The sequence below is a fragment of the Rhizobium sp. OAE497 genome (assembly GCF_040546565.1).
Classification (GTDB): Bacteria; Pseudomonadota; Alphaproteobacteria; order Rhizobiales; family Rhizobiaceae; genus Rhizobium.
This window is the reverse complement of record NZ_JBEPOA010000002.1, coordinates 1,219,954-1,240,245: the sequence shown is the minus strand read 5'-3', so window position 1 is coordinate 1,240,245 and position 20,292 is coordinate 1,219,954. Positions and strand designations below refer to the sequence as shown.

Annotated in this window: 17 protein-coding genes; 11 read left to right on the top strand and 6 right to left on the bottom strand. The window is 62.8% G+C overall.

Features of this window, described 5'->3' with window-relative positions; translation table 11 throughout:
• Positions 1 to 67: 67 nt before the first annotated feature.
• On the bottom strand, positions 68 to 769 hold the full coding sequence (locus tag ABIE40_RS25320; protein ID WP_162708721.1) for a GntR family transcriptional regulator: 702 nt from the start codon (positions 767 to 769) through the stop codon (positions 68 to 70).
• Positions 770 to 905: 136 nt separating this feature from the next.
• On the opposite strand from ABIE40_RS25320, the gene ABIE40_RS25315 reads away from it, so the two are divergent.
• From ABIE40_RS25315 to ABIE40_RS25285, 7 genes are all read left to right on the top strand, one after another.
• Positions 906 to 2,417, top strand: coding sequence for an aldehyde dehydrogenase family protein (locus ABIE40_RS25315; protein WP_112717748.1), 1,512 nt, complete (start codon positions 906 to 908; stop codon positions 2,415 to 2,417).
• 145 nt (positions 2,418 to 2,562) lie between these two features.
• A complete protein-coding gene (locus tag ABIE40_RS25310) occupies positions 2,563 to 3,513 on the top strand; it encodes a sugar ABC transporter substrate-binding protein (protein ID WP_112717750.1) in 951 nt (316 codons plus the stop codon).
• 66 nt (positions 3,514 to 3,579) lie between these two features.
• A complete protein-coding gene (locus ABIE40_RS25305) occupies positions 3,580 to 4,599 on the top strand; it encodes an ABC transporter permease (RefSeq protein ID WP_199625224.1) in 1,020 nt (339 codons plus the stop codon).
• Positions 4,599 to 5,336: an ATP-binding cassette domain-containing protein gene (locus tag ABIE40_RS25300; protein ID WP_199625223.1), complete on the top strand. Its 738-nt coding sequence runs from the start codon at positions 4,599 to 4,601 to the stop codon at positions 5,334 to 5,336. The genes ABIE40_RS25305 and ABIE40_RS25300 overlap by 1 nt, the downstream gene beginning before the upstream one ends.
• Positions 5,337 to 5,365: 29 nt before the next feature.
• The gene (gene kduI / locus ABIE40_RS25295) at positions 5,366 to 6,208 is read left to right on the top strand and encodes a 5-dehydro-4-deoxy-D-glucuronate isomerase (RefSeq protein WP_199625222.1); all 843 of its coding nucleotides are present in this window, start codon (positions 5,366 to 5,368) and stop codon (positions 6,206 to 6,208) included.
• On the top strand, positions 6,205 to 6,960 hold the full coding sequence (kduD, locus tag ABIE40_RS25290; protein WP_199625221.1) for a 2-dehydro-3-deoxy-D-gluconate 5-dehydrogenase KduD: 756 nt from the start codon (positions 6,205 to 6,207) through the stop codon (positions 6,958 to 6,960). Before kduI ends, kduD begins: the two co-directional genes overlap by 4 nt.
• Positions 6,961 to 6,967: 7 nt before the next feature.
• On the top strand, positions 6,968 to 7,297 hold the full coding sequence (locus ABIE40_RS25285) for a cupin domain-containing protein (protein WP_199625220.1): 330 nt from the start codon (positions 6,968 to 6,970) through the stop codon (positions 7,295 to 7,297).
• A gap of 24 nt (positions 7,298 to 7,321) precedes the next feature.
• Here the strand turns inward: ABIE40_RS25285 and ABIE40_RS25280 are convergent, their stop codons facing one another.
• The 5 genes from ABIE40_RS25280 to ABIE40_RS25260 all read right to left on the bottom strand — a co-directional run bounded on the left by ABIE40_RS25280 (position 7,322) and on the right by ABIE40_RS25260 (position 14,246).
• Positions 7,322 to 9,124: a bifunctional diguanylate cyclase/phosphodiesterase gene (locus tag ABIE40_RS25280; protein WP_199625219.1), complete on the bottom strand. Its 1,803-nt coding sequence runs from the start codon at positions 9,122 to 9,124 to the stop codon at positions 7,322 to 7,324.
• Positions 9,125 to 9,249: 125 nt separating this feature from the next.
• The gene (locus ABIE40_RS25275) at positions 9,250 to 10,824 is read right to left on the bottom strand and encodes an aldehyde dehydrogenase (NADP(+)) (protein WP_199625218.1); all 1,575 of its coding nucleotides are present in this window, start codon (positions 10,822 to 10,824) and stop codon (positions 9,250 to 9,252) included.
• Between the two features lie 44 nt (positions 10,825 to 10,868).
• Complete coding sequence (locus tag ABIE40_RS25270; protein WP_199625217.1) at positions 10,869 to 11,699, bottom strand: methyltransferase domain-containing protein; 831 nt, start codon at positions 11,697 to 11,699, stop codon at positions 10,869 to 10,871.
• A gap of 604 nt (positions 11,700 to 12,303) precedes the next feature.
• A complete protein-coding gene (locus ABIE40_RS25265; protein ID WP_199625216.1) occupies positions 12,304 to 13,299 on the bottom strand; it encodes a L,D-transpeptidase family protein in 996 nt (331 codons plus the stop codon).
• A 122-nt stretch (positions 13,300 to 13,421) separates the two neighbouring features.
• Positions 13,422 to 14,246: a bifunctional allantoicase/(S)-ureidoglycine aminohydrolase gene (locus tag ABIE40_RS25260; protein WP_199625215.1), complete on the bottom strand. Its 825-nt coding sequence runs from the start codon at positions 14,244 to 14,246 to the stop codon at positions 13,422 to 13,424.
• A gap of 342 nt (positions 14,247 to 14,588) precedes the next feature.
• On the opposite strand from ABIE40_RS25260, the gene ABIE40_RS25255 reads away from it, so the two are divergent.
• The 4 genes from ABIE40_RS25255 to xdhB all read left to right on the top strand — a co-directional run bounded on the left by ABIE40_RS25255 (position 14,589) and on the right by xdhB (position 20,292).
• Complete coding sequence (locus ABIE40_RS25255; RefSeq protein WP_130281086.1) at positions 14,589 to 15,878, top strand: NCS2 family permease; 1,290 nt, start codon at positions 14,589 to 14,591, stop codon at positions 15,876 to 15,878.
• A 203-nt stretch (positions 15,879 to 16,081) separates the two neighbouring features.
• The gene (uraH, locus tag ABIE40_RS25250) at positions 16,082 to 16,447 is read left to right on the top strand and encodes a hydroxyisourate hydrolase (protein ID WP_199625214.1); all 366 of its coding nucleotides are present in this window, start codon (positions 16,082 to 16,084) and stop codon (positions 16,445 to 16,447) included.
• Positions 16,448 to 16,449: 2 nt separating this feature from the next.
• Positions 16,450 to 17,934 (top strand): xanthine dehydrogenase small subunit, encoded by a 1,485-nt coding sequence (gene xdhA, locus ABIE40_RS25245; protein ID WP_199625213.1) that lies wholly within the window; start codon positions 16,450 to 16,452, stop codon positions 17,932 to 17,934.
• A 3-nt stretch (positions 17,935 to 17,937) separates the two neighbouring features.
• Complete coding sequence (xdhB, locus tag ABIE40_RS25240; protein WP_199625212.1) at positions 17,938 to 20,292, top strand: xanthine dehydrogenase molybdopterin binding subunit; 2,355 nt, start codon at positions 17,938 to 17,940, stop codon at positions 20,290 to 20,292.

The following is a 20,292-nucleotide window of genomic DNA, read 5'->3' as shown; positions in this document are numbered from 1 at the left end:
CGAATTAGGTTTGCCGCATAAATATCGATTTAACTCAAGGGCGAGACGGCGGAGTGCCGGATCCGCGCTATTCGAAGAGATCTGGATGGTCCGCTTCGATCTGCGGCAGGTCCGAAAGAATGCCATTCAGATGCGCGCGCATGGCGGCATCGGCGGCGTCGGGATTGCGCGTATCGATCGCGGTGATGATTGCCTCATGCTCGGCGATCAGCCGCAGCATCGAATCCGGGTGGCGGAGCTGCAGGTTGCAGACGCGGTCCATATGCGCCTTGATGTCGGAGATGGCGTTCCAAGCGAGGCTGCAGCCCGCGCCCTCGGCGATCGCGATGTGAAACTGCTCGTCCTCGCGGCGGAAGGCGTTGTGGTCCTGCGCCTCCATGGCGGCGCGCTGGCGCGTGAGGATCGTGTCGATCCGCCGCCGCGTCCAGGTGTCGAAGCTTTCGCTGGCGCGGCGGGCAACCGCCGTCTCCAGCGCCTCACGCACGAAGCGGGCTTCCATCATCTGCCGCGCCGAGATGCGGACGACGACGGTCCCGCGATTGGGGCGGATATCGACGAGCTTGGATTTGCCGAGCGCGATCAGCGCTTCTCGCACCGGCTGGCGCGATACACCCATGCGGGTGGCAATTTCCTGTTCCGAAAGCCGCATGCCGGGGGCGAGTTCCAGCTGAATGATCAGCTCGCGTAGATCCCGCTCCACCTGTGCTGCGGCGGTTTCGCCGGTCTCAACCTTTAAAGTTTCGAGGTGCATATCTCGTGCCGCCGTCATGCGTTGACATCCATTTAAAACCACCATACAGTACCATACAATTCAAACGCAACATAAATCCGGCGGTGCAAAAGCCGGGCAAATAGGGAGGGGCCGGCAGCTTGCGTCCGGCCTTGAGGAAGCATTGTTGTCTAAAATGTCGAACTTCATCACGCCCGATTCCAGTGATCCGCGTCTCCACATTAAATCCCGCTATCAGATGCTTGTCGATGGCAAGTCTGTCGACGCATCGTCGGGCAAGACGATCGATCGCGTCAGCCCTGGGCATGCGGGTGTGGTGGTCGGCACATGGCCGGACGCATCAGCCGATGACGTCAGGCAGGCGATCGCCGCTGCACGCCGCGCCTTCGATACCGGCCCGTGGCCGCGGATGTCAGGCGCCGAGCGCTCCCGCCTGATGTTCAAGGTTGCCGATCTCATCCTGCAGAAGCAGGAAGAGCTGGCATTGATCGAAAGCCTGGAAGTCGGCAAGCCGATCGCGCAGGCGCGCGGCGAAATCGGCTTCTGCGCCGATCTCTGGTCTTATGCGGCAGGTCAGGCTCGTGCGCTCGAAGGGCAGTCTCACAACAATATCGGCGATGACCGCCTCGGCCTCGTGCTTCGCGAACCGGTCGGCGTCGTCGGCATCATCACGCCCTGGAATTTCCCCTTCATCATCGCCTCCGAGCGCGTTCCCTGGGCGATCGGCGCCGGCTGCACCGTCGTCCTGAAGCCCTCCGAATTTACCTCGGGCACCTCGATCCGCATGGCGGAGCTGGCGCGAGAAGCCGGCATTCCCGACGGCGTTTTCAATGTCGTCACCGGCTATGGCGATCCGGCTGGTCAGGTGCTTGCCGAAGATCCCGGCACCGATATGGTGGCATTCACCGGCTCGGTGCGCGTCGGTACCAAGCTTGGCGAGATTGCAGCGCGCAGCGTCAAGCGTGTCGGCCTGGAGCTTGGCGGCAAGGGTCCGCAGATCGTCTTTGCGGATGCCGATCTGGAAGCTGCCGCCGATGGCATCGCCTACGGCGTCTATCACAATGCCGGGCAGTGCTGCATTTCCGGCAGCCGTCTTCTCGTCCAGGAAGGTATCCGCGATGCGCTGATGGAGCGGCTGCTCGATATCTCGCGCAAGGTCACCTTCGGCGATCCGCTGAACGAGCGCACCAAGATCGGCGCAATGATCTCGGAGGCCCACGCCGCCAAGGTTCACTCCTATGTCGAAGCGGGCGTCAAGGAAGGCGCCGAACTGCTGCTCGGCGGCGCGCGGGCAGGCGAGGGGGCCGGTCTCTATTATGCGCCGACGGTCTTTGCAGGCGTCACCCCCGATATGTCGATTGCCCGCGAAGAAATCTTCGGGCCTGTGCTCTCGACGCTGACCTTCAAGACGGCCGACGAGGCAGTGGCGATGGCGAATGCCAGCGACTACGGGCTCTCGGCCTCCGTCTGGACCAAGGATCTCGAAACCGCGCTGCAGAGTATCCGCCGCATCAGGGCCGGCCGCTGCTGGATCAACAGCGTCATCGACGGCACGCCGGAGCTTCCGATCGGCGGCTACAAGAAAAGCGGCCTCGGCCGCGAGCTCGGCCGCTACGGCTTCGACGAATATTCGCAGTTCAAGGGCATCCACGTGACGCTCGGGCGCCCGGCGCCCTGGTTCGCCTGACGATTAAGCAGGCCCTTTCGCCAAGGCAGGAGAGCGGAAGGGCTTGATGGGGGAAATCTCGGCTGGCGCGATCTTTGGTCGGAGCTCGCCAGCCGAGAATTGGGTCTTTCGACCCGTATTGCACATCCAAAGGGAGGATACGCAAATGAAACTGACCAATCTTAAAGCCGCGGTGCTTGCCGCGGGCTTTGCCGCCATGGCCTCGTCGACGGCGCTTGCCGCAGACGTCAAGGCGACGATGATCATCTATCTTGATCCGAGTGTGCAGTTCTTTAACCCCGTGGTGAAGGGCGCACAAGATGCAGCGGCACAGTTCGGCGTCGATCTCGACGTGCAATATGCCAACAACGATCCGGTTCGCCAGAACGACCTGATCGAGAGCGCGACGGCAAGCGGGGTCGACGGCATCGCCGTGGCGATCTCCTCTTCGGATGCGTTCGACAGCAGCATCTGCGCGGCCGTCAAAGCTGGCATCATCGTCATCGGCTTCAACAATGACGACCTCGAAGGCGCCAAGGGCAATTGCCGCCAGGCCTATGTCGGCATGGATGAGTTTGCATCGGGCTACGAGCTCGGAAATCGCATGATCAAGGAGTTCGGCCTGAAGTCCGGCGACGTCGTCTTCAATCCGCGCGAAATCCCCGAGGCGAGCTTCGCGGTCGCGCGCGGCGGCGGTATCGAAAAGTCGATGAAGGAAGCCGGCATCAAGGTCGAGACCGTACGCGCCGGACTGGACCCGGCCGAGGCGCAGAACATCATCGCCCAGTTCCTGGTCGCCAACCCTAACGTCAAGGCGCTGTTCGGCACCGGCTCGGTCACCTCGACCGTCGGGGCAGGCGCTATCAAGGATGCAGGCGCCAAGATCCCGTTCGGCGGCTTCGACCTCGCGGTCGAGATCGTCAACGCGGTCGAATCCGGCGCGATGTTCGCCACCATGGACCAGCAGCCTTACCTGCAGGGTTACTATCCGATCGCCCAGATCGCACTCGCCAAGAAATACGGCCTGACGCCGACCGACGTCGACACCGGCCAGGGCGCCTTCCTCGACAAGTCGCGCATCAGCTCGGTCAAGCCGCTGATCGGCAGCTACCGCTAAGCGACAGACAGGGGGAACCGCCTTTACGGCCGGTTCCCCGCTCTCCCAAAAATCGAGTACCAGACCGTGACACCTATCCTTGCAGAGAGTGCCGCGCCCCGGTCGCGGACCCAAAAACAATCGATCCTCAAACAGATCATGGGCAAGCCCGCAGGCGCAATCTTCCTCGTCTTCATGACGCTGCAGATCGTCTGTATCGTTGGCGCATTGCTCTATCCCGATGACTTTCGCTACCTGTCGCCGCAGAACCTGACGATCCTGATGAAGGCGATCCCGGTGCTCGGCTGCCTGGCGCTCGGCGCAGGCGTGTTGATGATATCGGGTGAGTTCGATCTGTCGATCGGCTCCGTCTACACCTTTACCGCCATCCTGATGGCAAGCCTCGTCAATCTCGGCATCAGCGCCTTCATCGCCGCGCCGATTGGCATTCTGGCGGGCGTGATGATCGGGCTTCTGAACGGCCAGATCACGCTGCGCTTCGGGCTGCCATCATTCATCGTGACGCTTGGCGGCCTGCTGTTCTGGCGGGGCGCCGTGCTGCTCTATAACGGCGCTGTTCAGGTCCGCTTCGATCCGGAAGCCGCCTTCACGAGCCTTTTCTCGGGCAGCCTTTTCGGCATCAATGCGGCCTTCATCTGGATCATCCTGCTGGTCGCAGCCTTCCATCTGCTGCTGCACAGCCACCGCTTCGGCAACCACGTGTTTGCGACCGGTGGCAATCGCGGCGCAGCGGAAGCGATCGGCATCAATACCGGCCGCGTCAAGCTGATCGGATTTGCGATCGCCGGTGGCATGGCGGCCGTTGCCGGGATCCTGGCAACGACGCGCGTCGGCAGCGTTCAGCCGGGACAGGGCGCCGGTCTTGAACTGCAGGCGATCGCAGCCTGCGTCATCGGCGGCCTGTCGCTGCGCGGCGGCCGGGGATCGATCATCGGAATCTTCCTCGGCGTGCTCCTCATCCACACCATCACCGATGTGCTGCTGCTCCTGAGAGCGCCGGGCTTCTATCTCGACATGTTCATCGCGACGCTCATCGTGCTGGCGGCAATATTCAACCATCTCATCGAGCGGCGGGGGCTTGCGTGATGTCGAAACCCAATCTTCTCGAACTCCACAATATCTCCAAGAGTTTTGGCGCGCTGACGGCGCTCAGCAACCTGAGCTTCCATATCGGCGAAGGCGAAGTGGTGGGCCTGCTCGGCGACAACGGCGCAGGGAAATCGACGACGGTCAACCTGATCTCCGGCATCCACAAGCCGACCGATGGATATCTGACAGTCGACGGCAGGCGGACGCTCTTCACTTGCCGTTCGGATTCCGCCGACGCCGGCATCGAGACGATCTACCAGCATACGGCGCTGGTCGATTCCCTCTCGATCACGCGCAACATCTTCATGGGCCGCGAATTGACCGATCGTTTCGGTTTTCTCAAGCAGGCAGAGATGCGCGAGATTGCCATGGAAGTGCTGAAGAACGCCGTCCATATCGCCGGCATCGACTCGCCCGATACGCTCGTCGGCAATCTTTCCGGCGGCCAGAAGCAGGCGGTGGCAATCGCCCGCGCCGTCTATTTCAAGAAGCGCGTCCTGCTGCTCGACGAGCCGACCTCGGCTCTCTCCGTTCGCGAAACGGAAGCGCTGCTTAACCAGGTGCTGAAGCTGAAGGCGGAAAATGTCTCCAGCGTGCTCGTCACCCACAATCTCTACCATGCCTACCAGGTCTGCGATCGCTTCGTGATCATGAGCCACGGAACGAAGGTATTCGACGTCGAAAAGGCCGACACGACCGTCGGGCAGTTGACCGAATATGTCGTGCTGAGCTGACGCAGATGTTCAAGACAAGAGGCAAATGAATGACCCTATCTGTCAAAACCCGCCAGGTCGTCGGGCCTGAGGAAGCCGCGCGCCGCAATACGCAGGGGCTGCGTGAAGGCTTCGTCATCGAAAACCTGTTCCGCCCCGGCGAGATCAACCTCACCTACAGCCATCTCGACCGGATGATCGTCGGCGGCGTTTCTCCCGTCCGGGAAACCCTCGAGATCTCCCGCGTTCCCGAAACCGGAACGGATGCCTTTCTCGATCGCCGCGAGGCGGCGATCGTCAATATCGGCGGTGCCGGTAGCGTCACGGTTGGGGAAAAGACGTACGAACTCGGTTTCCAGGAGGCGCTCTATATCGGCATGGGGGCGTCAGCCCTTCGCTTCGAAAGCCGGGATGCCCGCGAGCCGGCGCTCTTCTATCTGCTGAGCGCACCTGCCCATCGCGCCTGCCCGACGGTCCTCATCACCCGCGATATGGCGCGCAAGGTGGCGCTCGGTTCTGCGGAAGAATCCAACGCGCGCACCATCAACCAGTATGTGCATCCCGATGTCTGCGACAGCTGCCAGCTTCTCGTCGGGCTGACGATGTTCGAGCCGGGTTCGGTCTGGAACACGATGCCGGCGCATGTCCATGACAGACGGATGGAGGTCTATCTCTATTTCGGCATGCAGGAGCAGACGCGCATCTTCCACTTCATGGGAGAACCGAGCGAAACCCGGCACGTCGTCCTGAAGAACCAAGACGCGGTCCTCTCGCCGGGTTGGTCGATCCATTCGGGCGCCGGTACCGGCCGCTACGCCTTCATCTGGGCGATGGCCGGTGACAACATGAGCTTTACCGATATGGACAAGGTTCCGATGGACGCGCTGCGGTGACCGGTTTCGATCTGAGCGGCCGATGCGCCGTCGTCACCGGCGCCAATACCGGCATCGGCCAGGCGATCGCAGCCGGCCTTGCAAGCGCCGGCGCCGACATCATCGGCGTCGGGCGCTCGGCAATGACGGAAACGGAAGCACTGGTGCGCGGCCACGGCCGCAGCTTTCACACCATCGCGGCCGATCTCTCAAAAATAGAGGCCGCACGCGCCGTCGTCGAACAGGCCGTTGCGGCCGGAGCGTCTCCCGATATCCTCGTCAACAATGCCGGCATCATCCGCCGGTCCGACGCCCTGGATTTCACCGAAGAGGATTGGGACGCGGTCATCGACACCAATCTGAAATCGGCCTTCTTCCTCTGCCAATCCTTCGCGAAGAACGCGATCGCGCGTGGACAGCCCGCGAAGATCATCAACATCGCCTCGCTCCTGTCTTTTCAAGGGGGTATCCGCGTTCCCTCATACACGGCCGCAAAGAGCGGCCTTGCCGGCCTGACGCGGTTGATGGCGAACGAATGGGCAGGCCGGGGCATCAACGTCAATGCGATTGCGCCCGGCTATGTCGAGACCAACAATACCGAGGCGCTGCGTGCCGATGCAGAGCGCAGCGCCGATATCCTGAAGCGAATTCCGGCGGGCCGCTGGGCGCGGCCGGACGATATGGTGGGTGCGGCGATCTTCCTTTCCGCTCCCGCTTCCGATTATGTGCATGGCGCCATCCTTCCCGTCGACGGCGGATGGCTAGCCCGATGAAAGGATCATGATGTCATTTTTCTCCCTTCCCGAAGACACGGTCTGGACCGAGGTCGCCCCCGGCAATCGCCGCGCCGTTCTGAGCCAGAGACCCGAAATGATGCTGGTCGCCTTCCGCTTCGAGGAAGGTGCAGTCGGCGCGCCGCATTCCCATCCGCATACGCAGGCGAGCTATGTCGCCGAGGGCGCGTTCGACGTCACCGTCGACGGCAAGACGACCCGGCTGGAGCAGGGCAGCAGCTTCATCGTCGCGCCGAACCTCGTCCACGGCGTCGTGGCGCTGGCGCCCGGCCTGTTGATCGACACCTTCACGCCGCGCCGCGACGACTTCCTATAAGCCAGCCCGCCGCGCAAGAGCCCCTCAGACACCGACGCGCGTCAGCGCGCCGGCCTCTGCCGATGGTCTCTGCCCTTTTGTCCTGAGCAGCTCGGTTGCCGTATCGAAGTCGACGGCGCGCGAGAACAGGAAGCCCTGGCCGAGCACGCATCCCATCGCAACGAGATCCGAGACCTGGCTTTCGGTCTCGATGCCTTCGGCAACGACGCGGATGCCGAGTTTTCCGGCGATGCCGACAAGGCCTTCGACGATAGCGGCGCCCGGCTCCTCGTGGATGAGCCGATCGACGAAGGATTTGTCGATCTTGATGATATCGACGGGGACGGTAAGCAGGTGGGTGAGGGAGGCATAACCTGTGCCGAAGTCGTCGAGCGCGACGCGCAGCCCCTGCTCCCGGAAGGCGCTGATCTCCTCGCCGATCATGTGGTCGCGGGGGTCGAGATAGACGGACTCGGTCACCTCCAGGATTACATGTTCCAGCGGCACGCCCTTTGCGGTGAAATGCTCCTGCAGCTTTGCCTGGAGATTGCCGGTGTGGAAGTCTGCGGCTGACAGATTCAGGCCGACGTGTTGCAGCGGCAGGCCGAGATCGAGCCAGCGGCGCATGTCGGCGGCGACGGTCACGAGCATGAGCTCGGTGATCTGCAATGCGATATCGCCATCCAGCATCGCCTCATGGAAATGCGCCGCGGCAACGACATCGCCCGAGGCCGTCCGCATCCGGCAAAGCGCTTCGAAGCCGACGATCTCCTTCGTGTCGAGGCGAACGATCGGCTGGTAATGCGCCTCGATCCGTCCTTCGGCGAGCGCAATGCCGACATCGCGAATTGCGCGGAACCTGCGTGTCAGCGCCGTGCCCATGCCGGGAAAATAGGCGGTGAATTGGCCGCGATAGCGCGACTTGCCGTGATAGAGCGCGATATCGGCGTTCTGGCGCGCGTCGCCGTTGCCGGAGATGGCGCCGCCCGCGGTCACCGACGGGAAGACGACATGCCTGTCGCACTGCGCCGGGCGCTTGATTTCACGGAGTATGGCGTTGCAGTGCTCGGTCAGCTCATCAATGCCGATGCCGTCGAAGATCACGGCAAATTCGTCGCCACCGAGCCGGAAGGTCCGATCCCTGGGGACGACGGCAGCGATGCGCCGCGCCACCGTCTGGATCAGCGCGTCGCCCGCGCCATGGCCGAATGTGTCGTTGACCAGTTTGAGATTGTCGATATCGGCAAGCAGCAGGCCGAAGTCGCTGTTTGCGGCCTGCAGGCCGTGCAGCACTTCGTTGAAGCGCGCCCGATTGGCCTGTCCCGTCAGCGCATCTGTATAGGTGAGGCGCTCCCTTTCCCGGGTGCGCTCGTCGCGTTCGATCGCGATTGCGCAAAGATGCGTGCAGGTCTCGATGACTTCCTTGTCATGGCCCTCGGGATGACGGCCGTTGCCGAAATAGAGGGCGAAAGTGGCGATGACCTTGCCGCCGCTGATAACAGGCGTCGACCAGCAGCCTAGGAGCCCGAGCGGCAGGGCAAGCGCCCTGTATTTGGCCCAGCGCGCGTCGCTTGCGATATCCGTAACGATGACGGGGACGCCATAATAGGCGGCGGTGCCACAGGAACCGGCAAGCGGGCCGATCTCCAGATTGTTGAGTGCATCGCTGTAATGCTTCGGCAGGGAGGGGGCTGCGAGCGGGTGCAGCACGCCGTTTTCAACGCGAAGGACCGAACATTGAATGCCCGGCAGGCGGGCTTCCACCAGACGGCACAATGTTTCCAATGTTTCGGTGAGCGGCTCGCCCTTGGCGATCCGTTCGAGAACTTTGTTTTGCAGTTCGAGCATATCGGCGCCAATGAGGTTGGAATACTCAGGGTAGGCGCAGAGACCACAAATCTCGTTTCCGGAACTGCTAAAATACGATCTATCGTTGTTTTTTAATGTCAACCGGTAGCTCCCAGTCTCGCAGGTTAGCGCTTCCCGTCGACGAGATGCGGAAGGGCTTCAAGCGTGCCGGGCTGCAACTCGGCGGGGAGGAGCGCCTGCGGCATATCCTGGTAGCAGACCGGCCGCAGGAAGCGCCGGATCGCGAGCGTGCCGACCGAGGTCGTGCTGCTGTCCGATGTCGCCGGGAAGGGGCCACCGTGGACCATGGCATGAGAGACTTCGACGCCCGTCGGCCAGCCATTGGCAAGGATGCGCCCGGCGCGCCGCTCAAGAACCGGAATGAGCGGTCCGGCTGCAGCGACGTCCTCGGGCTCGAGATGCAGCGTCGCCGTCAGCTGTCCCTCGAGCTGTTCGGCGGCGTCCCGCATTTCATCGACGCTGTCGCAGACGATCAGCAGCGAGGCTGATCCGAAGATTTCCTGGCTCAGCTCCGGATTGGCGAGGAAGCTCTTCACATCGGTCTTGAACACCGCCGCGCGGCCGCGGTTCGGCCCTGCGGGCGGCTGGCTTTCGGCAGCCGCCGACACGCCGTCGTGAGCGGCAAGCGCATCACGCCCGGCCTCGTAAGCTGCATGAATGCCGCTCGTCAGCATCGGTGCCGGCTGGTGTTCGCGGAGCTCGGCCTCGAGCGTCTGAAGGAAAGCCGAAAGCCCGGCACTCTGCTGCACGAACATCAGGCCCGGACTGGTGCAATATTGGCCGGCACCGAGTGTCAGCGATGCGGCATAGCCCTTGGCGATCGCTGCAGCGCGCTTCTCGATCGCCTGCGGCATGACGAAGACGGGATTGACGCTGCTCATTTCGGCATAGACGGGGATTGGCTCGGGGCGGGCCGAAGCCAGCGCCACCAGCGCAAGGCCGCCGCGCCGTGATCCGGTGAAACCGACCGCCTTGATCTTCGGGTTCTTGACCAGTGCCGTGCCGGTGGCGATTTCGCCGGGGAGATAGGAGAAAACGCCTTCCGGCATTCCCGTCCTTTCTGCGGCGCTGCGGATGGCGCGGGCGACAAGTTCACCGGTGCCGAGATGTGCGGGATGTCCCTTGACGACGACAGGGCATCCGGCAGCCAGCGCCGACGCGGTGTCTCCGCCCGCAACCGAGAAGGCGAGCGGAAAGTTGCTCGATCCGAAAACCGCCACGGGGCCAAGCGGGATCTGGCGCATGCGCAGATCCGGGCGCGCCAGCGGCTGGCGATCCGGCAGGGCGCTATCGATGCGTAGATCGAGCCATTCGCCATCGCGCACAGTCTGAGCAAAGAGGCGCAACTGGTTCAATGTGCGTGCAAATTCGCCTTTCAGCCGACCTTCCGGCAGGCCGCTTTCCGCACCCGCGCGTTCGAGGATGGGCGCCTGCGAGGCGTCGATCTCTTCGGCGATTGCGTCCAGGAAAGCGGCGCGTGTTGCGATCGGTAGCTGGCGGTAGCGGTCGAACGCATTCCAGGCGAGGTCGCAGGCGCGGGCGACGTCTTCCTCCGAGGAGTTGCGGAATTCGGGCGTAAGGGTTGCCGATGTCGCGGGATTATACGCGATCAACGTCTTCTGGCCGGGAGCCACGTCGCTATTGCCGATCAAGGCGGCCCCGGTGATGCGATCTGACATGAAATTGTCTCCGTCAATATTCTTCATTCTTGCCGGTAATGCGATCAGGGCTTTTGCGCAATCGCCTGAATGAGGCCGGCCCTGCCTTCGCGCAGATTGCGCCCGAGATTGCGGCCGGCAATGCCGAACTCGCTGCCCATGACGACGTGAAGGCCGAGTGCCGGAGGTTTCGCCGCTGCTGCCTGCGCGCGCTGGCGCGCCTCGAACCAGTCCGCACCGGCTTCCGTGCAATCCGTCCACGACGTGACTCTGAAGCCCTGCGAAACCAGCGCGTCTCGCATCTCATCGGCGGTCACGACAAAACTCATCGCCGGTTGCTCGGCCCATGGCACCGGGAAATGCATGGGAGTGACTTCGCCGGCGACGACGTCATAGATCGCCAGCTTCCCGCCGGGCCGCAGGACACGCAACGCCTCGCGGTAGAAGCCGGCGCGATCCGCGATGTTCATCGCGACATGCTGCGTCCAGGCGAGATCGAACATGCCGTCGTCGAACGGCAGGGCAAGCGCATTTGCCTGCTTGTAGGCAACCTTTCCGGAAAGGCCGGTCCGCTCCGCCAGGAAGCTCGCCGCATCGACGAAGGACGGGCTGAGATCGATGCCCGTCACCTTGCAGCCGAACCGCGCCGCGAGATAGCGCGACGGTCCGCCGAGACCCGAACCGATATCGAGCACCGCTGCCGAGCCCTCGATATCGAGCGCATCGGCAAGCTCGACCGTCGCCGCCAGGCCGCGCGAATGAAACTGGTCGAGCGGCGCGAGATCCTCAGGCGCCAGCACGCGGCCATCAAGGCCATCGGCCGCGAGCGCTGCTTCCAGACGCTCCCTGAGGCTGCCGCGATCGTAATATTGCTGAATGGATTGGTTTTCGGCCATCGCCTGATCTTCCTGTCGCCATCATGCGGCCGTGCTGGCGAGGTGCCAAACATCGGCCAGGATGCCGATTTATAGCCGGGCGCGAGGCCGAGGCCTATCGGCATAAATGCCAATCTTGAGGTCATTTACGCCAGATGAAAGAGTGGCATATGAAGCGCCGTTGGCGGCAATTGCGGGGAGCGGCCAACGATGGCGCCGGCCGCTCCCTGTCTCCGAGCGACCCGCCGCCTGGCGCTCAAGGAGGAGGACATGATACGCCTCCAAGACACATGACGGTATCAATCCGATGAAAGTCTGACGGCGCGTGGCCGAAGAGCCGCAGCAAAACGTTCCTGCGGCAACAGAGAATAGCGCTATTTCAAGAGCTTGGCCTGTGGACAAGTGGTGGAAAACCTGTGCAGCCATCAGGCCGGTAAAGCCGAAGTGTTCTTCTCTTGTTCCGTTGCGGCTTGCGCTCGGCCTGCGACTCGGGTCACATTGTTCTCAACCAAGCTTCGGCCTCCGCCGCAACTGACGCCGAAGATTTGGTACGGGCGCTCCCTTCTGGTCGAGCGCCCTCTTTTTTTTCGAAGAGGCTATTCTCTGCGAATGATCGCGCTTCGGATCAGTTGGTCGTGCTGTCGCACATCGGCACGGGGCGCGACGGCTGCGGCGGATGATCGGCCTTGTACTGGGCGATGATCGGCTCGAGCTTTTCCTTCGGCCAGAACTTCGGAGAGCCGATGGCTTTCAGGCAGGAGGCGTTCCAGTAGCTGCCGTTGGTGACCGGCGATTGGCCGGCTGCGACGGCTTGCGCCACGGCTTTGATGTCGCTGGAATCCGGGTAGATGTAGAGCGTCGTCGGGTTGCCATCGACCATGGACAGAACCTTCGGCGCATCGGATGGCGACCAGCTGGTGCAGCCGTCGCTGCGACCGCCCGCATAGGTCACGAGCTTGCCGAGCGGCGTATAGCCCTGGCTGTTGGCATAGGGGCTGTCGGGTTTCTTCTGCATGCAGATGCCGGAAACGAGGGCAGCCGCATGGCCACCGATCGCCCGCTGTCTGGCATTGGCGGTCTCACCGATCCCGTCGAACTGCACGAAGGAGCGGATGAAGGCCGCCTGCCGGTCGGCACTGGTGCGGTAATAGCCTTTGAAGGAGGTCTTGATCTCGCTCGTCAGATAGGCGCCCCCCGCGGTCAGGTTGGAATCCAGCGCGTTGCCGAAATTCTTGGCGCATTCCCGGCCGTTGGAGAAATTCGCCACACCTTGAAGATTGCGCCCGCCACCGTGACCGGAAGAGATGACGCTGAACGACATGTCGCCCTCGCAGATCACATAGAACCGGCCGCTCGACTGGTCGCCCGGGTCGTTCGGCCGCGTAGCGTCCATTGCGAAATAGCAGCCGTTCCGGACTTTGCCTTCGGCCACCTTCGAGAAATAGAGACTGCGCGCGCGCTGGAGGACGGGCAGGGCGATCTGCCCGTCGTCGACGCCGACATGCTCCATCAGCCAGTTCGGGATCGGCATCGTGGCGCCGGACGGGGCTGCCTGTGCGGAAGCCGCGATCGAGAGAACCGCCAGACCGGCAAAGCCAAGGAGTGAAAACCTTCTGGACACGGCGCATTCTCCTGGCAGTTTCGCGGCACTATTCGTTCGGCGCGGGTTAGTCGATCCCGCCTAGCTTATAGATGATGGTTTAATAAGTTTTAACGGCCGGGCAACGATCTGCTGGTTGATTGTTACCGCCCGAGCTTCATGTGCCGGTTCACATCCTTGTAGAGGAGGTAGCGGAACTTGCCGGGTCCGCCGGCATAGCAGGCCTGCGGGCAGAAGGCGCGCAGCCACATGAAGTCTCCGGCTTCGACCTCTACCCAGTCCTGATTGAGCCGGTAGACCGCCTTGCCTTCAAGCACATAAAGGCCGTGCTCCATGACATGGGTTTCCATGAAGGGAATGATCGCACCCGGCTCGAATGTGACGATCGTCACGTGCATGTCGTGGCGCAGATCGAGCGGATCGACGAAACGCGTGGTCGCCCACCGTCCCTCGGTGCCCGCCATCGGAGAGGGCGCGATGTCCTGTTCGTTGGTGAAGATGGGTTCGGGAATGCCGAGACCTTCCACCTTCTCATAGGTTTTGCGGATCCAGTGGAAGCGTGCAGTTTCCTCGCCACGGTTTCGCAACTGCCAGCCGCAGGAGGGCGGCAGGAAGGCATATCCGCCGGGACGGAGCACATGAGTTGCTCCCGCGAGCTCTACGCTAATCTCCCCCTCGACGACGAACAGCACGCCTTCAGCCATCGGATCGGCCTCCGGCTGGTCGCTGCCGCCGCCGGGGGCGACTTCCATGATATATTGCGAGAAAGTTTCAGCGAAACCGGAAAGCGGGCGCGCAATCACCCAGAGGCGCGTCTTCTCCCAGAAGGGCAGGTAACTGGTGACGATATCCATCATCACGCCCTTGGGGATGACTGCGTAGGCTTCCGTGAAGACGGCGCGGCCGGACAAGAGCTCGGTCTGGGCAGGATTGCCGCCACGTGGCGAGAAGTAGGTAGGCTTGGTCACTTTGCACTCCGCGAACTATTGTGCATATATCGATGGGTGCCCGACGATATCGGGGCAGAAACGGGCCGAGCAGCGTTGCAGAGCGGCCGTTTGAGGCGGTCTGGCCAGCCGCTCTGCGACCTTGAAGAGCAGAATAAAGCGCGCCGAAACAGTTGCTAAAATTTGAAAGTCTTTTGCATTTTTTCGGGGAAATCCTGATCTAGCGCAGCGCTTTCAGGCAAAGCACAATCCTTCTCAGCAGGAAAATTCCGGATTTCGGGTTTCTTGCGCCTGTATCCGGAGGAGATGCAGGCGGCCCCATGACATAGGGCAGCGCCGGGAGCGCTCGCCTCGGGAGGAATTATGTTCGAACGGCTTTTCAAATTGCAGGAGCACGGTACGACCGTGCGCACCGAACTCATCGCGGGCGTCACGACGTTCCTGACGATGTCCTATATCATCTTCGTCAACCCCGATATCCTGTCGAGCACCGGCATGGATCGCGATGCGATCTTCGTTGCCACCTGTCTGGCAGCGGCACTCGGCTCGATCGTTATGGCGCTGGTGGCCAACTGGCCGATCGGCATGGCGCCGGGCATGGGGCTCAATGCCTTCTTCGCCTTCACCGTGGTCGCCGCCCTGGGCTTTACCTGGCAGCAGGCGCTCGGTGCCGTCTTCATCTCGGGCATGATCTTCGTGCTCCTGACCGTGACAGGCGTGCGGCGCTGGCTGATCGATGGCATCCCGCATTCGCTGAGAAGCGCGATCGCCGCCGGTATCGGTCTGTTCCTGGCGATCATCGCGCTGAAGAGCGCCAATATCGTCGTCGACAACCCGGCGACACTCGTTGGTCTCGGCAATCTGCGCGAAACCGGTCCGCTGCTGGCGATCTTCGGCTTCTTCGTGATTGCCGTGCTCGATGCGCTGAAGGTGCGCGGCGCAATCCTGATCGGCATTCTCGCCGTTACCGTCCTCTCCTGGATTTTTGGCGTCAGCGAGTTCAAGGGCATCGTCTCGATGCCGCCGTCGATGCTGCCGACATTCATGCAGCTCGATATCGTCGGAGCGCTGCATGGCGGCCTGGTCCACGTCATCCTCGTCTTCGTGCTCGTAGAGGTGTTCGATGCCACCGGCACGCTGATCGGCGTTGCCAAGCGCGCGAAGCTGATCGAAGAGGGCAGGCCGAACCGTCTGAGCCGGGCGCTGCTCGCCGATAGTGCCGCGATCGTCGCAGGCTCGCTGATGGGCACCAGCAGCACGACTGCGTATGTCGAAAGCGCCTCCGGCGTGCAGGCGGGCGGCCGCACCGGCCTGACGGCACTGGCTATCGCCGTGTTGTTCCTGGCAGCGCTCTTCATCTCGCCGCTCGCCGCCTCCGTGCCGAGCTACGCCACGGCGCCGGCTCTGCTCTATGTCGCCGGCCTGATGATGCGCGAGCTCACCGAGATCGATTGGGACGACCTGACCGAAGCCGCACCGGCAGCCCTGACGGCGCTTGCCATGCCCTTCACCTACTCGATCGCGAATGGTCTCGCTTTCGGCTTCATCAGCTACGTCGTGCTGAAGGTCGGCACCGGCCGCTGGTCGGTCCTGCATCCGGCGACGCAGATCGTCGCGGCGCTCTTCGTGGTGCGCTTCGCCTTCTTCGCTTAGCCGCGAGAGCCACATAGAACCGGGCCGTTCGAGGGGACGGCCCGGCTTTTTGCGTTCCGGTTTCCCTGATGGCGGCTTTGTAAAGCCCAATCCTGCCCGCCATTCCCCCTCTAAAACTTGAAAGTCTCGAAGGATCTCGCTGCTTTTCAGGGGAATGGCCCTGTCCGATATTGGAGACAGGAGTGCTACGCTCGGGAGAAATCATGCAGTCTCATGCAACAGGAGCCGGCCGGCTCACGACCCATGTTCTGGATACGGTGCGCGGAAAACCCGCCGACAGGCTGCGCATCGACCTCTACCGCATCGAGGACGAGACGGCGCATCGGCTGAAGTCGGTCAACACCAACGACGATGGCCGCTGCGATCAGCCGCTGCTGTCGGCCGAAGCGATGCGGGCCGGGACCTATGAGCTGAGGTTCCACGCCGGCGATTATTTCCGGGGCACGGATGGCACGGCCGAGTTCCTCGACATCATCCCGATCCGCTTTGCGATCGCCGATGAGCGCGCCCACTACCACGTGCCGCTGCTCGTCTCGCCCTTCAGCTATTCCACCTACCGCGGGAGCTAGTCATGACCGCTGTCACCATCCGCCCGGAGCTGCGGTTCATTCTCAACGGTCAGGACATTGCCCTCTCCGATGTCGCGCCGGACCAGACACTGCTCGACTGGCTGCGCCTGTCGCGCTCGCTGAAAGGTACAAAGGAAGGCTGTGCCGAGGGCGATTGTGGCGCCTGCACCGTGCTCGTCGGGCGGCTGACGCCGGCGGGCGGGCTCGTCTATGAGAGCGTCAATGCCTGCATCCGCTTCCTGGGATCGCTGGATGGCTGCCATGTGTTGACGGTCGAGCATCTCTCCGGCCGTGACGGACGATTGCATCCGGTGCAGCAGGCGATGGTCGATTATCACGGCTCGCAATGCGGCTTCTGCACGCCGGGCTTCGTCATGTCGCTCTACGGGCTCTGGATGCAGACGCCGGAGCCGTCCGACCGCCAGATCGAGATCGCCCTTCAGGGCAATCTCTGTCGCTGCACCGGTTATGAGCCGATCCTCCGTGCCGCGCGCGCCATCTCCAGCTATGCTGGGACGACCAGAGATCCGCTGCTCGTCGAGCGCGCAACGATGATCGCGCGATTGCAGGCGCTGCGGGACGGTGCGCGCGTCGAAATCGAGAATGGCGGCGGAAAGCTGATTGTGCCGACAGATCTCGACGACTTCGCCGCGATTTTCGAGACGTCGCCGGCCGCTACCGTCGTAGCCGGTTCCACCGATGTCGGGCTCTGGGTCACCAAGCATATGCGCCGAATTTCTCCGGTCATCTTCATTGCGGGGCTTCAGGAACTGAAGACGGTCTCGGTGAAAGATGGTCTGATCTCGATCGGCGCCGGGGTCACCTATTCCGAGGCGATCGAAACGCTGTCGCAGCATATTCCGGCGCTCGGCGAACTGCTGAACCGCATCGGCGGCCAGCAGGTGCGCAACATGGGCACGATCGGTGGCAACATCGCCAACGGCTCGCCCATCGGCGACACGCCGCCGCCGCTGATTGCGCTGGGTGCGACACTCACCCTGCGCAAGGGTGCCGAGCGCCGCACGATCCCGCTGCAGGACTTCTTCATCGCCTATGGCAAGCAGGATCGCCAGCCCGGCGAATTCGTCGAGGCCGTGCATGTGCCGGTGCCTGCGGCCGATGAGACATTCGCGGTCTACAAAGTGACGAAGCGGCGCGACGAGGATATCACGGCGACGCTCGCGGCCTTCTCTCTGAAGCTTTTGAACGATGGCACGGTCGCGGGCATCCGCATCGCCTATGGGGGCATGGCCGCGACGCCGAAACGGGCTTTTGCCGTAGAGGAGGCGCTGCTCGGGCAGCCCTGGAACGAGACCACCGTTGAACGCGCGATGGAACGCTATGCGGAGGATTATGCGCCGCTGAGCGACATGCGCGCCACCGCCGAATACCGGGCGTTGGTGGCGAAAAACCTTCTTCTCAGATTCTACCTGGAAACGACATCGGGCGCCGAACAGGCGCAGGTGTCCAGATACGAGGCTGCGTGAGCCATGAACAAGCACACTGCCGACATCAAGGCCGAAACGATCACCGGCGGCGTCCATACCAGCCCGCGCCATGATTCCGCGCACAAGCACGTTGCCGGTACAGCGATCTACATCGACGATATCGCCGAACCCGCCGGCACGCTGCATGCCGGGCTTGGCCTGTCGAATGTTGCCCATGGCATCCTGAAGGAAGTCGATCTCTCGGCCGTCGCTGCCGCACCCGGCGTCGTCGCGGTGCTGACCCATGAGGATGTGCCGGGGGTCAACGACATCTCGCCGTCCTATATGAACGATGATCCGGTACTTGCCGTCGGCAAGGTCGAGTTTCACGGCCAGCCGATTTTCTGCGTCATTGCCGAAACGCGCGAGCAGGCGCGCCGCGCAGCCCGCCTTGCAAAGATCACCTATGAGGAGCTGCCGGCCGAGATCGACATATGGGACCTTGACGTATCAACCCATCGCCAGGTCGTGACGCCGCTGACGCTGAAGCGCGGCGATGCGGCGGCTGGGCTCGAGAGTGCGCCGCGCCGGGTCAAGGGCCGTATGCGCCTTGGCGGCCAGGACCATTTCTATCTCGAGGGACAGGTGTCGCTGGCGCTTCCCGGCGAGGATGACGAGATCATCGTCTATTGCTCCACCCAGGGGCCGAGCGAGACCCAGCATATGGTTGCCCATGCGCTCGGCGTGCCGAGCAACGCCGTGACGATCGAGGTGCGCCGCATGGGCGGCGGCTTCGGCGGCAAGGAAACGCAGGCAAACCAATGTGCGGCGCTTGCCGCGATCGCGGCCAAGAAGCTCGGCCGTCCGGTCAAGCTCCGCCTAGACCGCGACGAGGACATGACCGCGACGGGAAAGCGGCACGACTTCGCGATCGACTACGACGTCGGCTTCGACGAGGAAGGCCGGATCCTGGCGATCGACTATACTTTCGCGCTGCGTGCCGGCTTCTCCGCCGATCTCTCCGGCCCGGTCGGCGACCGCGCATTGTTCCACTGCGACAACGCCTATTTCTTCCCGGCCGTGCATGCGAAATCCGCGCCGCTCTATACGAATACGGTCTCCAACACCGCCTTCCGCGGCTTCGGCGGACCGCAGGGTATGGTCGGCGCCGAGCGCGTCATTGATGAGGTGGCCTTTGCCGTCGGCAAGGATCCGCTCGAAATCCGCAAGCTGAATTTCTACGACGCCATGGGTGTCGAGGGTGAGCGCAATCTCACGCCCTATCACCAGAAGGTCGAGGATTGCATCATCCAGCGGATCGTCGCTGAACTTGAGGAGAGCGCCGACTATGCCGGCCGCCGCCGGGCGATCCAAGAGTTCAATGCCCGGAACCGTGTCGTCAAGCGTGGCATCGCACTGACGCCCGTCAAGTTCGGCATCTCCTTCACCAAGACGGAATCGAACCAGGCGGGTGCGCTGGTGCACGTCTATACCGATGGCTCCGTGCACATGAACCATGGCGGCACGGAGATGGGGCAGGGGCTTCATCTGAAGGTCGCGCAGGTCGTGGCCGAGGAGTTCCAGATCGATCTCGACCGGGTAAAGATCACCGCGACGACGACCGCGAAAGTGCCGAACACCTCGCCGACCGCTGCTTCCTCGGGTGCCGACCTGAACGGCATGGCGGCGCAGAATGCGGCACGGCAGATCAAGGACCGGCTGATTGCCTTTGCCGCCGAGACCTATCAGGTGCCCGCCGATCAGGTGATCTTCCTGCCCAACCGTGTCAGGATCGGCGCGAACGAGATCGCCTTCAACGATCTGGTCAAGAAGGCCTATATGGCCCGCGTCCAGCTCTCCGCCGCAGGCTTCTACAAGACCCCGAAAATCCATTGGGACCGCGCCAAGGGCCGTGGCCATGCCTTTTATTACTATGCCTATGGCGCTGCCTGCTCGGAGGTTTCGATCGATACGCTGACCGGCGAATATGTCGTCGAGCGCACCGATATCCTCCACGATACCGGCCGCTCGCTGAACCCGATCATCGATATCGGCCAGATCGAGGGCGGTTTCGTCCAGGGCATGGGCTGGCTGACGACCGAGGAGTTGTGGTGGGACGGCAAGGGGCGGCTTCGCACTCACGCGCCATCGACCTACAAGATTCCGCTCGCCTCAGACCGGCCGAAGATTTTCAACGTCGCGCTGACCGACTGGTCGCAGGCCTACGAGCCGACCGTACATCGTTCGAAGGCCGTCGGCGAGCCGCCCCTTCCGCTCGGCCTTTCCGTGCTGCATGCTCTTTCGGACGCGGTTGCCAGCGTTGCGGATCACAGGATCTGCCCGCGTCTCGACGCACCGGCAACGCCCGAACGGGTGCTGATGGCGATCGAGCGCCTCAAAGCGGCGAACAGGGAGTGA

Coding starts and splice junctions, on each gene's coding strand:
- ABIE40_RS25320 (WP_162708721.1), bottom strand. CDS start 769: ATGACGGCGGCACGAGATATGCACCTCGAAACTTTAAAGGTTGAGACC.
- ABIE40_RS25315 (WP_112717748.1), top strand. CDS start 906: ATGTCGAACTTCATCACGCCCGATTCCAGTGATCCGCGTCTCCACATT.
- ABIE40_RS25310 (WP_112717750.1), top strand. CDS start 2,563: ATGAAACTGACCAATCTTAAAGCCGCGGTGCTTGCCGCGGGCTTTGCC.
- ABIE40_RS25300 (WP_199625223.1), top strand. CDS start 4,599: ATGTCGAAACCCAATCTTCTCGAACTCCACAATATCTCCAAGAGTTTT.
- kduI (WP_199625222.1), top strand. CDS start 5,366: ATGACCCTATCTGTCAAAACCCGCCAGGTCGTCGGGCCTGAGGAAGCC.
- ABIE40_RS25285 (WP_199625220.1), top strand. CDS start 6,968: ATGATGTCATTTTTCTCCCTTCCCGAAGACACGGTCTGGACCGAGGTC.
- ABIE40_RS25280 (WP_199625219.1), bottom strand. CDS start 9,124: ATGCTCGAACTGCAAAACAAAGTTCTCGAACGGATCGCCAAGGGCGAG.
- ABIE40_RS25275 (WP_199625218.1), bottom strand. CDS start 10,824: ATGTCAGATCGCATCACCGGGGCCGCCTTGATCGGCAATAGCGACGTG.
- ABIE40_RS25270 (WP_199625217.1), bottom strand. CDS start 11,699: ATGGCCGAAAACCAATCCATTCAGCAATATTACGATCGCGGCAGCCTC.
- ABIE40_RS25255 (WP_130281086.1), top strand. CDS start 14,589: ATGTTCGAACGGCTTTTCAAATTGCAGGAGCACGGTACGACCGTGCGC.
- uraH (WP_199625214.1), top strand. CDS start 16,082: ATGCAGTCTCATGCAACAGGAGCCGGCCGGCTCACGACCCATGTTCTG.
- xdhA (WP_199625213.1), top strand. CDS start 16,450: ATGACCGCTGTCACCATCCGCCCGGAGCTGCGGTTCATTCTCAACGGT.
- xdhB (WP_199625212.1), top strand. CDS start 17,938: ATGAACAAGCACACTGCCGACATCAAGGCCGAAACGATCACCGGCGGC.